Source organism: Hymenobacter polaris (genome assembly GCF_012927305.1).
Lineage (GTDB): Bacteria > Bacteroidota > Bacteroidia > Cytophagales > Hymenobacteraceae > Hymenobacter > Hymenobacter polaris.
Genome location: NZ_JABBGH010000001.1, coordinates 1,311,674 through 1,325,327 on the forward strand (window position 1 = coordinate 1,311,674; position 13,654 = coordinate 1,325,327).

The following is a 13,654-nucleotide window of genomic DNA, read 5'->3' on the forward strand; positions in this document are numbered from 1 at the left end:
ATAGAAGCGAAAAAGAACGTCATGCTGCGCTGGCCGAAGCATCTCTACCGCGCCGTTAGTGTTGGGTAGAGATGCTTCGGCCAGCGCAGCATGACGTGCTATTCGTTCTACGAGCAAATGTACTTTCGCGGCCATGCTTCCCTTCAGGATACTTCTGCTGGCCCTGCCCCTGCTGGCGGCCATCCCCGCGCTGGCCGCCCCGGCCCCTAGCCCGCTTACCCCTTTCGAGCGCGACCCTACCCACAACACCACGGCCACCTACGCCGAGTGCATCGCCTTTTATGAAGCCCTAGCCGCCGCCTACCCGGCCACCATGCAGCTGCGCGAAGCCGGCCCCACCGACAGCGGCCAGCCCCTGCACGAGGTGGTGCTCTCGGCCGATGGCACCTTCGAGCCCGCCGCCAGCCGGGCCAAGGGCCGGCCGGTGCTTTTCATCCAGAATGGCATTCACCCCGGCGAGCCCGAGGGCATCGACGCCAGCATGCTGCTGGCCCGCAACCTACTGCAAGACAAGCGCCTAGGGCAGCTGCTGCGCCAGGTGACGGTGGTGCTTATGCCGGTCTACAATATCGGCGGCATGCTGAACCGCAACGCCACTACCCGCGCCAACCAGAACGGGCCCCGGGAGTACGGCTTCCGGGGCAATGCGCGCTACTACGACCTGAACCGCGACTTCGTGAAGCAGGACTCGCGCAATGCGCGCTCGTTTGCGGCCCTGTTTCAGCGGTGGCGGCCCGAGCTGTTCGTGGATACGCACACCAGCAACGGCGCTGATTATCAGTATACGATGACGCTCATCCCGAGCCAGCACAACAAGCTAGCGCCGGCCCTAGGGGCGTATTTGCAGCAAAGTCTGCTGCCCGCGCTCTACAGCGGCATGGCGCGTAAAAAGTGGCCGATGACGCCTTACGTGGACTTTGAGGGCGAGACCCCCGAAAGCGGCCTGCGCGCCTTTCTGGAAAGCCCGCGCTACTCCACCGGCTACGCGGCCTTGTTTAATAGCCTCGGCTTCATGCCCGAAACCCACATGCTGAAAGCATTCGGCCCGCGGGTGCAGGCGACTTACGACCTGCTGGTTACCTTCCTGGAAACCGCCGCCACCCAGGCCCCTACCCTGCTGGCCGCCCGCGCCGCCGCCGACCGGGCGCTGGCCACCCAAACCGTTTTTCCCCTCACCTGGGCGCTCAACGAGCAGCCCAGCGGCACGGTGGAGTTTCGCGGCTACGAGGCCGGCCACAAGCCCAGCGCCGTGAGCGGCCAGCCGCGCCTCTACTACGACCGCAGCCGGCCCTACACCCGCCCGGTGCCCTTCTACAACGATGCCCACGCCACCACCCAAGCTACGGCGCCGGTGGCCTACGCCATTCCGGCCGCCTACGCCGACGTGCTGGAGCACCTGCGGCGCAACGGCGCGGTGCTGCGCCCGCTACCCGAGGCGCGCACCGGCCCCGCCGAAGTGTATACCCTGGACGACTACAAAACGAGCCCTAGGGCCCACGAGGGGCACTACCCGCACAGCCAGGTGAAGCTAACCGTGCAGCGCCAGACGCTAACGCTGCCGGCGGGCACCTACCTGGCCGTGCTGGCCGAGCAGGGCCCCGCCGCCCGCTTCGTGGTAGAAACCCTGGAGCCTCAGGCCACCGACTCGTACTTTGCCTGGAATTTCTTCGACGCCATCTTGCAGCAGAAAGAGCACTATTCTGACTATGTATTCGAGGACCTAGCGGCCGACTACCTAGCAAAAAACCCCGCCGTGCGCCAGCAGCTCGACGCTGCCAAGGCCGCCGACCCGGCGCTGGCCGCCAGCGGCCCCGCCCAACTCGAATGGGTGTACCAGCACTCGCCCTGGGCCGAGGCCGGCTACCGTCGCTACCCGGTGGTCAGGTGGCTGGGTAGTAACTAGCAGTTAGCAATTAGCAGAACGTCATGCTGAGCTTGTCGAAGCATCTCTACCACGCCGCCTAGGGTATCGTTCGGGAGAGATGCTTCGACAAGCTCAGCATGACGGTCTCTTTATATTCCTTACTACCTGCTAATTGTCCACCGCTACCGGGCCGGCGAAGTCGCTCAGAAACTTACGGAGCTGGGGCGGGGCGTGCACGGCCAGGCCCGGTGGGCGGGCGTAGCCGGGCGCGGCCACCAGCGGGAAATAGCCGGTAGTGGCGCGCAAATCCTGGGTTTCGGCCAGGGCAAAGCCCATGCGCCAATCGGGAAACATGCGGCCAGTGGCTTCGCCCTCGTGCAGCACAAAGGCATGCTTGTGGCGCGGGTCGACGGCAATTTTCTCGTAAATTTTCTGCACCTCATCCCGAGGCCCCTCTAGCACCTGCACAAACTCTTTGGTTTGGTTGGTGTAGAGCAGCAGGCCCGTAAGGCGGTGCGCCTGGTTGTAGCTGCGGGCCTGGCGCAGCAGCTCGGCTAGGGCCTCGGGGGGCAGGCCGTCGCCGCTGGCCAGGCTGTGGTAGATAATTTGGTAGAGGGGCTGCGGAACAAGCATAGCAACACAAGGAATAGCAGCCGTAGTACGCGGCCCGCGGCCCTAGGTTGGGCCAAGCCCCTAGGGCCCGGCCGCGGCGCCGGGGGCCGGGGCTACGCGGCGGCTTCGGGCTGCCTATTCTGCAAGATGTCGTGGCCCATCTTGTCGCGCTTGGTGGCGAGGTAGGTTTGGTTGTGCTGGTTGGGAGTAATCTCGATGGGCACGGTTTCGACCACCTCCAGGCCGTAGCCGAGCAGGCCGGTGCGCTTGCGGGGGTTGTTGGTGAGCAGGCGCATCTGCCGGATGCCCAGGTCGCGGATAATGGCCGCGCCCACGCCGTAGTCGCGCTCGTCGGGCTTGAAGCCCAGCTCCTCGTTGGCTTGCACGGTATCGCGGCCGGCTTCCTGCAACTTGTACGCTTTCAGCTTGTTGAGCAAGCCAATGCCGCGCCCTTCCTGGTTCATGTACACGATAACGCCGCGGCCCTCGCGGTCAATCTGCTCCATGGCCTGGTGCAGCTGCGGGCCGCAGTCGCAGCGGCACGAGCCGAAGATGTCGCCGGTTACGCACGAGCTATGCACGCGGATGAGCACCGGCTCGGGACCCGAAATATCGCCCTTCACTAGGGCCAGGTGCTGAGCGCCGTTCGAGCGCTGCGTGTAGGCGTAGAGGTCGAAATCACCGTGCGCGGTGGGCATCTTCACCGTGATTTCGCGCTGAATGAGGCTTTCCTGCGCCAAGCGGTACTTAATGAGGTCCTGCACCGAAATTAGCTTCAGGTTCCACTGCTTGGCCACCTTTTCCAGGTCGGGCAGGCGGGCCATCTCGCCGTCCTCTTTCAGGATTTCGACCAGCACGCCGGCCGGCTCGAAGCCCGCTAGCCGGGCCAGGTCCACGCCCGCCTCGGTATGGCCGGCGCGGCGCAGCACGCCCTCTTTGCGCGCTTTGAGTGGGAAAATGTGGCCGGGCTTGCCCAAGTCCTCGGGTTTGGTGGCCGGGTCGATGAGGGCCAGAATGGTCTTGGAGCGGTCGGAGGCCGAGATGCCGGTAGTCACGCCGTTGGTCAATAAATCGACCGACACGGTGAAGGGCGTGGCGTGCAGGGCCGTGTTGCGGCCCACCATCAGGTCGAGGCCCAGCTCGTCGCAGCGCTCGGCGGTGAGGGGCGCGCACACCAGGCCGCGCCCGTGGGTGGCCATGAAGTTAATGACTTCGGGCGTGGCGCAGCGGGCGGCGCAAATAAAATCGCCCTCGTTTTCGCGGTCTTCGTCGTCCACCACTATCACGACCTTACCGGCCCGGATGTCTTCGATGGCGCTTTCTATGGAATCAAGCATTGATTTATGGAGCAGATAAAAACGTCATGCTGAGCTTGCCGAAGCATCTCTACCACGCCGCAGGGGTTTACCAGCCAACGACCCTGCCAAGATGCTTCGGCAAGCTCAGCATGACGTTCTGACCGAATGAGTAGTAAGCTAACAAGTATCCACCAACAAGTTCTCTAGCCGGGCGGTGGCGGCCGCCCAGTCGTAGTGCGCGGCCACGAACTGGTGGCCGGCTTCGGCCAGCTGGGCGGCCCTAGGGGCATCGGCCAGCAGGGCACTCAGGGCGTCGGCCAGGGCGGGGGTGGTGTCGGCCACCAGCAGGTGCTGGCCGGGCGTGGCCCCGAGGGCATTGTTGGCCAGGGTGGTCGTGACGCAGGGCCGGCGCATGGCCATAGCCTCCAACAGCTTGTTTTGCAGGCCAGTGCCCACGCGCATGGGCGCCACAAACACCTGCGCCCCGGCGTAGGCCGGCCGAATGTCGGGCAGCCAGCCGCTAACTTCTACGCCCGGCCGTTGGGCCAGTGCCCGCACGCGGGCACTGGGCGTGGTGCCGGCCAGCAGCAGGCGGGCGGCGGGGTGGCGCTGGCGCACCAGGGGCAAAACCTCCTCGGCCAGCCAGGCGGCGGCGTCCACGTTGGGCGGGTAGCCCATGTTACCGCAAAACAGCAGCTCGTGGGTACTGGCCGCGTCAGCGTTTGGCGCAAAATACTGCATGTCAATCCCATTGGGCACCACCGCAATGGCGGCGCGCTGCGGGTGCTGCACCAGCTGCCGGTCCTGGTCGCTGATGATGGTGCGGTGCTGAAACCAGCCGTATACCTCGGCCTCGTAGGCGGCCAAGCGGCGGGCTTCCAGGGCCAGCACCGGGCGTTGCCAGGCGGGGGCCGTGGCCGCCCGCCGCGCCATGCCGGCCGAAAACACGTCCATGTAATCCAGGGTCATGGGCCCGGCGTAGTGGCGCAGGTATTCGGCCATGCGAATGAGCTGGCAGTACACGTGGTCGGGCTGAAACTCGGCCAGCAGGTAGCCCAGCAGCCGCTGCGCGCCCGCCTCGTAGAAGTAGCCCACTTGCAGGGGCCGGCCGGCGTGCAGCAGGGCCCGCGCCAGGCCGCGCCCCTGGGCGGGCCGGCGCAGGCGGTGCACGTGCAGCCCCCCGCGGCACAGCGGCCGCACGGCCCCTAGGGCCTCGGCCGCCACCGGCTCGTCGCTAAGGGCCAGCAGGCAAATTTCGTGGCCCTGGCCCGCCAGGTAGCGCAGCTGGTGGTAGGCCCGCAGCTTGTCGCCCTTGTCGAGCGGGTACGGAAAGCGCGACAGCAGTACCAGAATCTTCATGCCGGGCGCAAAGGTAGCGCCGCCCTCCCCAGGGGCCGGGCGGGGGTGCGGGCGGCGGCGGGGGCCTAGGGCCTACGCGCCCCGCGCCGCCAGGGCCTGGGCGTACAGGGCCTCGAAGCGCTGGGTGACGCGGGCGTTGGCGTAGGTGTCGGCGGCGGTTTGGGCGGCGGCGGCCCCTAGGGCGGCCACGGGCAGGCGGCCGTGGTAGTAGTCGCGCAGGGCCTGCTGCCAGGCGGCGGCCCCGTCGCGCAGCAGCAGGTCGCGGCCATCGTGGGCGGCCACGCCCTCGGCTCCCAGGGCAGTGCTCAAAATGGCTTTGCCGGCGGCCATACCCTCAATGATTTTGATGCGCATGCCGCCGCCGCTCAGCAGCGGTACCAGCATCAGCTCGTACTGGCGCATGAAGGCGGCAGCCGAGTCTACAAAGCCGTGGATGAAGACGTTGTGCTGGCCGGGGGGGCGGCTGGTGAGGTGGGCGGGCGGGTGCGAGCCAGCCACGTGCAGTTCCAGCTCGGGCAGCTCGGCGTGCACGGCGGGCCACACCTCGCGCAGCAGCCACTCCAGCCCCTCCAGGTTGGGCAGCCAGTTCAGCGAGCCAATCATAAACGCGGTGTGCGACCGGGGCCGGGCGGCGAGGTCGGGCTGGAAGGCGCCCAGCTCGACGGCGGCCGGCACCAGGGCCAGGGGCACCGGGCACCCTAGGGCCTGCAAGCGGGCAATATCCTCGGGCGTGATGGCGGCCACGGCATCGACGCGGTGCAAAGACCACCGCTCAAAGGACTTCATGCGCCGGGCCAGGTGCTGAAAATACCACTTTTTCAAAGGGTTGCGCTCGCCCTGCGCCAGCGTTTCCCAAATGCGGTACTCTACGTTGTGCGCCCGCACCACCAGCGGAGGCAGGGCGGGCCCGTTGGGCTGCGCCTGCTGGCGCTCCATTAGGCTCAGATAGCCGGCGTACCAAACCACGAAGCTCCCCTCAAACTGCACGATATCGAACGGCTCGGCGTGCAGCAGCTCGGTGAGGCGCCGGGCCACGGCCGGGCTCACGAAGCGCTCCACGTTGTAGGGCAGGCGCGTCGTCACCCCCAGCACTTGCCGCGCGGGCAGCAGCAGGTTGGCCAGCGCCCGCAGCGGCCGCAGGCGGGTGTCCACGTCCACCGTCACCAGCCGGAAATGGGGGCCTAGGTGGGCCAGCACGTCGGCCGGCTGGTGGTGCTTGGGCGTGTTGAGGGCCAGCATCGTGACGCGGTGCCCCGCCTCCAGCAGCCCCTTGGTGATGTTGTAGATGCCAATGGCCCCGCCGTCGTGCAGCGGAAAGGGCACCCTAGGGCTTACCTGTAGAATGTGCATAGAGCGGCAAAAATAGGGCGCGCGCCGGGGCTGCCGGGGCCTATTAGGCGTACAGAGGCAGGCCGCGCAGCCCGGCGCCGGGGGCTTGCCCCGGTTGGCAGGCCTAGGGCCAGGGCGGCGTACCAGGCGAGCCCGGCCCCGCTGGGCGGATTGCCTTAACGGTATTTCTACTGATTTTCACGATTATTTCACGCTCGGTATGCGGCTGCTTGCAACCTTCGGCGTTGGCAAGGCAACTCTGTAGCTAATCAGCTAATCGCCCAAAAAAAATGGCTTGCCGCTTCTACCAACCGTCGGCTAAGCCTGGCAGTTGGCCGGTAGCGCAGCCCACATTCCGGCGCCGCACCCCTACCCTAGCCCGCCTGGCTGGCCTCTGCTAATGAAACAAACTTTTACGCGCACGCTGGCCCTGGGCCTGGTGCTGGGCTTGGCTAGCGCTGGCGCGCGGGCCCAAACCGCCTCCCCAGCCACCACTCCCAGGCCGGTAGCGGGCACCGGCCAGCTGCGCGGCTTGGTGCAGGACTCCACCACCCACAAGCCGGTCGAGTACGCCACCGTTATTCTGCTGCCGGCCGCGGGCACGGCGCCGCTGGCCAGCACCACCTGCGACGACCAAGGCCGCTTCGAGTTGAAGAAGCTGCCGGCCGGCAATTTTCGTTTGCAAGTGAGCTTCGTGGGCTACCGGCCGCACGTGCTGCCCGTGGTGGTGGGGAGCGACGCCACCGCCCTAGGGGTGCTCACACTGCAAGCGGCTGCCCAAAAGCTGGGTGAAGTGACCGTGGTGGGCCAAAAGCCGCTGGTGGAAAGCAAGCCCGACCGCCTGGTGTACAACGCCGAGCAGGACGGCACCAACGCGGGCGGCACGGCGGCCGACGTGCTGCGCAAGACGCCCCTGCTCAACGTGGACGTGGACGGCAACGTGCAGCTGCGCGGCACCTCCAACTTGCGCATTCTAGTCAACAACAAGCCCTCGGCCATGCTCAACGGCAACCTGGCCGACGCGCTCAAACAGATTCCGGCCGACCAGATTAAGGCCATTGAGGTGGTGACCTCGCCCTCGGCCCGCTACGACGGCGAGGGCTCGGGCGGCGTTATCAACATCGTGCTGAAAAAGAACACCCTGGAAGGCACCAACGGCAGCGTGGGCGCGGCGGTGGGCAACCGCAACCAAAGCCTGAACGGCTCGCTGAACACCCGGCGCGGCAAGCTGGGTTTGAACACCCGCCTCAGCAGCTTCTACAACACCTACCCCTACCGCTCCAGCCTCGACCGCACCGACTTCGGGCCCGCTGGCAACGGGCAGCTGACCCAGCAAACCACCTCTAACAGCCAGGGCGGGGGCGGCTACGGGCAAATAGAGTTGACCTACGACCCCTCGCCGCTGCACAGCCTTACGCTGAGCGCCAACGGCAACCTGTACCAGAATGCCTCGCCCCAGGCCGTGTTTACGCAGTACACGGGCGGGCTGCCGGCGCTCGATACGCTCTACGCCCGCGACATCAACCAGCGCTCGCAAAGCCGCAGCTACGACCTGAACGCGGCCTATACCCGCACCTTCGGGCCCGACCACCCTAGGCGCGAGTGGAGCGTGCTGGCCCAGCACACGCGCAACACCAACACCAGCCGCTACGCCCTGAGCCAGTACCGCGCCCCCACCATCGAGCAGGGGCCGCTCGAGTACCAGGAGCGCAGCAGCAACCTGGCCCGCAACCTCGAAACCACCCTGCAAACCGACTACACCCACCCTTTTTCGGAGAAAAACACCCTAGAGGTGGGCGCCAAGGCCATTTTGCGGGGCGTGAGCAGCGACTACGGCCTCGACACGCTGCTACTGGCCCGGCAGGGCGACTTTGCGCGCAGCCCGCGCCGCTCCAATGCCTTTGACTACCAGCAGGATGTGGGCGCCGCCTACGGCACGTTTAATATGGCGGCGGGCAAGAAGTACGCCCTGAGCCTAGGGGCCCGCCTGGAATACACGCACATCGCGGGCGAGTTTTCGGGAGCGGCTACCGATTTCACCAATTCCTACCTCAACGTGCTGCCCAGCGTGAGCGCCACGCGCACGCTCAAGGAGCCGGGCCACACGCTGCGCCTGAGTTACTCGCGCCGCATCCAGCGCCCCAACATCTACTACCTCAACCCCTACGTCAACCAAAGCACGCCCAACAGCGTGTACTACGGCAACCCCGAGCTGTCGCCGGAGCTGGCCAACTCGACCGAGCTGACGTACAGCACCTTCGGCAAGAAAACTTCGCTCAACGCCTCGGCCTACGTGCGCTACGTGGGCAACTCCATCGAGCGCTACAACCGCTACAACGAGGCCCTGGCCCGCTCCGAAACCACCTACGGCAACCTGGCCACCAACACCAACTACGGCCTGAGCTTCTACGGCTCGCTCAAGCCCGTGCAAGCCGTGAACCTGAGCGCTAACCTCTCGCTCGACTACACCCGCCTCAACAGCCGCGCCCTCGACCGCACCACCAGCCTGCTCACGGCCAACCTGGGGTTCAATGGGTCGTGGAAAATCAACAAACTCTACACCATCCAAGGCTTCGGCGGGGGCAGCACGGGCGGCGTGCAGCTGCAGTCGCGCTACACCGGCTACCGCTACTACTCGCTGGCCCTGAAGCGCACGCTACTCAACGAGAAAGCCGACCTGACGCTGAACGCCAGCAACTTCCTGAGCCCCGGCCGCGAGTTTCGCACCGAAACCACCACCGACCAGTTTGCCAGCACCAGCGTCAGCTATCAGTACCAGCGCACGGTGCGCCTGGCCTTCAACTACCGCTTCGGGCAGGTGTCGGCCGGCGGCCAGCGCCAGCGCCGCTCCATCCGCAACGACGACTCGAAGGGCGGCGGCAGCTCGTAGTAGGCGGGTGGCCCTAGGGCTATTGGAGGCCAAAAAGCACGTCATGCTGAGCGCAGCCGAAGCATCTCTACCGAACAATACGGCGTGGTAGAGATGCTTCGGCTGCGCTCAGCATGACGTGCTTTTTGGCCCCATTACCTTACTTCTTAACTACCCCCTAGGGCCGCTCACTTACTTAAACTGCTGGTGCAGCGCTTGTATCTGCTGGTCGTTGCCGAGCACTAGCAGCACGTCGCCGGCGGCGGGGCGGTAGTCGGCGGCGGGGCTCACTACCAGTTCGCCATCAGCTCCTTGGCGCAAGGCAATCACGTTGGCGCCGGTGCGCGAGCGCACATCCAGCTCCCGGATGCTTTGGCCGCGTAGCGTGGGCTTCAAGTCGCTAAACGACATTTCTTCCAGGCGCAGCTTGTTGGGGTCGAGGCCCGAAATCATGTCCAGAAACTTGATAACCTCGGGCCGAATGACCAAGTTGGCCATGTGCGAACCGCCAATCTCGTCGGGCAGCACCACCGAGTTGGCCCCGGCCGAAATGAGCTTACTGACGCTGCTGCGGGCGCTGGCGCGGGCAATAATGACGAGGTGCGGGTTCAGCTCGCGGGCGGTGAGGGCCACGAACACGTTGTCGGCATCCTTGGGCAGGGCCGTGATGAGGGCGCGGGCGTGCTCGATGCCCGCCTGGCGCAGGGTGCTGTCGAGGGTAGCGTCGCCGAATACGGCCGGAATCTGCAGGTGGCCAGCGTCGTTGGCCGCGGCCAGCAGCTGCTGGTTTTGCTCCACTACCACGGCCCGCGTGCCGCTGTGGCGCAGCTCATCGTAGGCCTTGTAGCCGTTGCGCCCGAAGCCGCAGACAATGACGTGGTTGCGGAAGCTCTTGATTTCTTGGTCGGCCCGAATCATGCGGAAAAGGTGGCGCAGCTCGCCGTCGAAGATGTACGTGGTGAGCACCGACACGAGGTAGGCCACCACCAGCAGGTTGAAGAGAATGTAAAACGAAACGAAGATGCGCCCCCCGTCGGAGAGCGGGTGCACTTCGCCAAAGCCTACCGTGGAGGCCGTAATCACGGTCATGTAGAACGCATCGACGAAGTTGAAGCGCTCCAGGCCCATAAAGCCCGCGATGCCCACCCCAAAGCTGAACACCAGCAGCCCTAGGGCCAGGTAGAGGCGGGAAAGATTAAGTTGCTTTAACATTTAACAATTGGCAATCAAAAAGAACGTCATGCTGAGCTTGCCGAAGCATCTCTACCGCGCCAGTCGGGTTGTTCGGTAGAGATGCTTCGGCAAGCTCAGCATGACGTTCTCCTGTTAACAACGAAATAGGCGCCTACACGTTGCGCGCTACTACCGTGCCCAGCATCTGGGCCAGCTGGCCGTCGAGCTTGGTGAGCTCGTTGTAGCGCAGCAGGGCATTGAGCTTCTCGTTCTCATCCAGGCCCGCGTCGTTGAGGCTGGCCAGGCACTGCTGGCGCTCGAGCTGCACGTGGCACTTGTTGAGGCGCAGAATAGCGTTGTCGCAGGCCAGCTGCAGCAGGTTCAGCTCGGTGGGCACGTAGATGTCCTTGATGCGCCAGTTGGGGCTCAGGTCGTAGCGCTCGGTGGCAAAATCGGCCAGCAGCGAGCGCACGGCGGCATTTTCGTGGTGGGCCAGCAGGCGCATGTCGGGCAGCTGGCCCTGCAAAAAGGCCGCGCGGCACTCGTCCCAGAGCTGGGCGTAGAGCGGGTTTTGCAGGGGCGTGCCCTCGAGCTGGCTCAGCAAGTAGTGCGCCACCGACACGCCCTCGTGCAGCTCGTGGGGCCCGTAGAGCACCAGCAGGCGCAGCACCGCCTGCTCGCACTGCGTGAGCACGTTGGGCGGGTGGGCCAGCTCGTCCTCGCTGGCGAAGGGCCCGGCCAGCTGGGCCGCCTCCTCGGGCGAGCCGTGGGCGGCGCCGTACATAGCAATCTCGATTTCCTCCTCGGGCGTGAGCGGGCGCTGGCCGGTGGCCACGGCGGGCGGCACCGGGCTGGCCGGGCTGCCCAGCGGGCCCGGCGCGGCCGTGGCCGGGGGCGCCGGGGCCTCCCTGGGGGCGGGGGCAGCCCTAGGGCCGGGCGTGACCTTAGCAGCCGGCGCGGCCTTGAGCAGCTTGTTATACTCGGTGATAATCACCTGCTCGTCCATGCCGAAGGTGGCGGCCGTTTGCTGCAAAAACACCTGGCGCTTGAGCCCATCGGGCACCTTGGCAATGCTGTGCAGCACGTCGCGGATGGCCTCGGCCTTCTTCACTGGGTCGTGGCTGGCCTCGCGGGCTACCAGCGTGGTTTTGAAAGCGATAAAGTCCTGGCTCTGCTGCTCGACGTAGGCGGCAAAGCGCTGGTCGCCCACCTTGCGGATGTAGCTGTCGGGGTCGTCGCCATCCGGAAATAGCACCACGCGCACGTTGAGCCCGCCCTCGAGCAGCAGGTCTACGCCGCGCAAGCTGGCCTTGATGCCGGCCGCGTCGCCGTCGTAGAGCACCGTCACATTCTCGGTATAGCGCCGGATGAGCCGGATTTGGCCTTCCGTGAGCGAAGTGCCCGACGAGGCTACCACGTTCTTGATGCCGCCCTGGTGCAAACTCAGCACGTCGAGGTAGCCCTCCACGAGGTAGCACAGCTCCTCCTGCCGGATGGCCTGCCGGGCCTGAAACAGCCCGTAGAGCACGTCCGACTTGTGGTAAATCTCCGACTCGGGCGAGTTGAGGTACTTCGCCATCTTGTCGTCGCGCTTGAGCGTGCGCGCCCCGAAGCCCACCACCCGGCCCGAGATATTATGAATCGGGAACATGACGCGGCCCCGGAAGCGGTCGTAGCGCCGGCCGGTGTCGTGGCCCTGCTCGTCCTGGCGCTGCACCACGAGGCCAGTTTTTTCGAGGTACTTGAGCTGGTAGCCCGCCGCCTCGGCCGCTTTCAGCAGGTCGTCCCACTGGTCGAGCGAGTAGCCCAGCTCGAAGGTTTGGATGGTGGTTAGGTTCAGGCCGCGCTCGCGCAGGTAGCCGTAGCCCACGCCCATGCCCTCCTCGGTTTTGAGCAGCAGGCCGTGGTAGTGGTCTTTGGCCCAGCTCGATACGATGTACTGCGAGTCGCGCTCGTTTTGAATGAGCTGCTCCTCGGGGGTGCGCTCCTCTTCCTCAGGCACGGCCACGCCGTACTTCTTGGCCAGCGCGCGCAGGGCTTCGGGATAGCTGGTGCCCTCGATGTCCATCACGAACTGCACCACCCCGCCCGCCTTGCCGCAGCCAAAGCACTTATAAAGCCCCTTGCTGGGGTTTACTGAAAACGAGGGCGACTTTTCGTGGTGAAACGGGCAGCAGGCCCAGTAGTTCTGGCCGCCCTTGCGCTTGAGGGGCACGTAGTCGCCCACCACCTCCAGGATATCGGCGGTGTAGAGTATCTGGTCAACGGTTTCTTTCGGAATGCGGGCCATAAGCAGCGGCCGCCCCTGGCCAGGGCTGCCCAAACACAAAGTTCGCCCGGCCGGCCGGCATTTGCCCAAGGCCCGCTGGCCCTAGCCCCCGCCGCACAAAAAAAGGCTGCCAATAACTGGCAGCCTTTTAGGAATTCAGCAGTGAAATAAGTACTAGCAACCTGGCTAATGATAACGTAATCTAGCTCAACCTATTGATTCTTAATTACCTATTCCCCACTCCTACCTGGACTTCGTAGCAACTTATAGCTTTTGTATTTCCCTAACATAGCAACTTCTAGCCTAGCCTCCCATATGCTTGCTAACACCCTATGCCGTAGCAACTTCTAACCTAACTCCTTACCTAATCCTCTTATAATCTAGCAACTGTTAACCTAGCCTCCTATTCCGCTCATTAGCACCCTATTCTATCCATAATGCTTAACCTAACAACCTGCAAACTAAACTTATAGCAACCTGTAGCACCTTGGTAGCAACCTTGTTATAAGATAAGTAGCGTAACCTAATTAACCGATTCGACTGCCCATTCCAGTAGCTCCGTCAGCACTAGCGGCCGGCCCTGGTAGTGCAGGTTGGCGGGTAGCTTGAGCTTGGGGCGGGCCGGGACCGGCGTGGCAAGTACCGGTTCGGCCAGGGCCGCCTCGGCCCCAATCTCGGCCAGGGCCAGAGCCAGCAGCTCGGCCACCGTGAGGTGGGCGGGCAGGCTGGGCACCACGCCGGCAAGGGCAACACATACATAGGTATCCAGCTTGGGTAGCACTCCCTGATTGGCCTGTAGCAATGCGTTGATAGCAGTTTCGTAGTTGTTATATTCCATATATAATGCAATAATTGAGCTGCTGAACTCATGACAAATATAG

9 protein-coding genes are annotated in these 13,654 nt (G+C 64.8%); 2 read left to right on the plus strand and 7 right to left on the minus strand.

Annotated elements, in window-relative coordinates:
• Positions 1–133: 133 nt before the first annotated feature.
• Positions 134–1,903 (plus strand): M14 family metallopeptidase, encoded by a 1,770-nt coding sequence (locus HHL22_RS05570; protein WP_169529953.1) that lies wholly within the window; start codon positions 134–136, stop codon positions 1,901–1,903.
• Positions 1,904–2,032: 129 nt separating this feature from the next.
• Here the strand turns inward: HHL22_RS05570 and HHL22_RS05575 are convergent, their stop codons facing one another.
• The 4 genes from HHL22_RS05575 to HHL22_RS05590 all read right to left on the minus strand — a co-directional run bounded on the left by HHL22_RS05575 (position 2,033) and on the right by HHL22_RS05590 (position 6,483).
• Positions 2,033–2,497, minus strand: coding sequence for a BLUF domain-containing protein (locus HHL22_RS05575; protein ID WP_169529954.1), 465 nt, complete (start codon positions 2,495–2,497; stop codon positions 2,033–2,035).
• A gap of 92 nt (positions 2,498–2,589) precedes the next feature.
• A complete protein-coding gene (locus tag HHL22_RS05580; protein ID WP_169529955.1) occupies positions 2,590–3,813 on the minus strand; it encodes a bifunctional 3,4-dihydroxy-2-butanone-4-phosphate synthase/GTP cyclohydrolase II in 1,224 nt (407 codons plus the stop codon).
• A 138-nt stretch (positions 3,814–3,951) separates the two neighbouring features.
• A complete protein-coding gene (locus HHL22_RS05585) occupies positions 3,952–5,133 on the minus strand; it encodes a glycosyltransferase (protein ID WP_169529956.1) in 1,182 nt (393 codons plus the stop codon).
• 72 nt (positions 5,134–5,205) lie between these two features.
• Positions 5,206–6,483 carry a glycosyltransferase family 4 protein gene (locus tag HHL22_RS05590; protein WP_169529957.1) on the minus strand — a complete coding sequence of 426 codons (1,278 nt, stop codon included), beginning with the start codon at positions 6,481–6,483 and terminating at the stop codon, positions 5,206–5,208.
• 379 nt (positions 6,484–6,862) lie between these two features.
• Here HHL22_RS05590 and HHL22_RS05595 point away from each other — a divergent pair, with 379 nt between their 5' ends.
• Positions 6,863–9,352: a TonB-dependent receptor domain-containing protein gene (locus HHL22_RS05595; RefSeq protein WP_169529958.1), complete on the plus strand. Its 2,490-nt coding sequence runs from the start codon at positions 6,863–6,865 to the stop codon at positions 9,350–9,352.
• A 171-nt stretch (positions 9,353–9,523) separates the two neighbouring features.
• Here HHL22_RS05595 and HHL22_RS05600 read toward each other — a convergent pair whose 3' ends face one another.
• The 3 genes from HHL22_RS05600 to HHL22_RS05610 all read right to left on the minus strand — a co-directional run bounded on the left by HHL22_RS05600 (position 9,524) and on the right by HHL22_RS05610 (position 13,611).
• On the minus strand, positions 9,524–10,543 hold the full coding sequence (locus tag HHL22_RS05600; RefSeq protein ID WP_169529959.1) for a potassium channel family protein: 1,020 nt from the start codon (positions 10,541–10,543) through the stop codon (positions 9,524–9,526).
• Positions 10,544–10,676: 133 nt separating this feature from the next.
• Positions 10,677–12,794 carry a DNA primase gene (dnaG, locus tag HHL22_RS05605; protein ID WP_169529960.1) on the minus strand — a complete coding sequence of 706 codons (2,118 nt, stop codon included), beginning with the start codon at positions 12,792–12,794 and terminating at the stop codon, positions 10,677–10,679.
• A 502-nt stretch (positions 12,795–13,296) separates the two neighbouring features.
• Positions 13,297–13,611 (minus strand): hypothetical protein, encoded by a 315-nt coding sequence (locus HHL22_RS05610; RefSeq protein WP_169529961.1) that lies wholly within the window; start codon positions 13,609–13,611, stop codon positions 13,297–13,299.
• Positions 13,612–13,654: the final 43 nt, after the last annotated feature.

What these genes read in the sequence shown, in the direction of transcription:
- HHL22_RS05570 (WP_169529953.1), top strand. Translation starts at nt 134, where the DNA reads ATGCTTCCCTTCAGGATACTTCTGCTGGCCCTGCCCCTGCTGGCGGCC.
- HHL22_RS05575 (WP_169529954.1), bottom strand. Translation starts at nt 2,497, where the DNA reads ATGCTTGTTCCGCAGCCCCTCTACCAAATTATCTACCACAGCCTGGCC.
- HHL22_RS05580 (WP_169529955.1), bottom strand. Translation starts at nt 3,813, where the DNA reads ATGCTTGATTCCATAGAAAGCGCCATCGAAGACATCCGGGCCGGTAAG.
- HHL22_RS05585 (WP_169529956.1), bottom strand. Translation starts at nt 5,133, where the DNA reads ATGAAGATTCTGGTACTGCTGTCGCGCTTTCCGTACCCGCTCGACAAG.
- HHL22_RS05590 (WP_169529957.1), bottom strand. Translation starts at nt 6,483, where the DNA reads ATGCACATTCTACAGGTAAGCCCTAGGGTGCCCTTTCCGCTGCACGAC.
- HHL22_RS05595 (WP_169529958.1), top strand. Translation starts at nt 6,863, where the DNA reads ATGAAACAAACTTTTACGCGCACGCTGGCCCTGGGCCTGGTGCTGGGC.
- HHL22_RS05600 (WP_169529959.1), bottom strand. Translation starts at nt 10,543, where the DNA reads ATGTTAAAGCAACTTAATCTTTCCCGCCTCTACCTGGCCCTAGGGCTG.
- dnaG (WP_169529960.1), bottom strand. Translation starts at nt 12,794, where the DNA reads ATGGCCCGCATTCCGAAAGAAACCGTTGACCAGATACTCTACACCGCC.
- HHL22_RS05610 (WP_169529961.1), bottom strand. Translation starts at nt 13,611, where the DNA reads ATGGAATATAACAACTACGAAACTGCTATCAACGCATTGCTACAGGCC.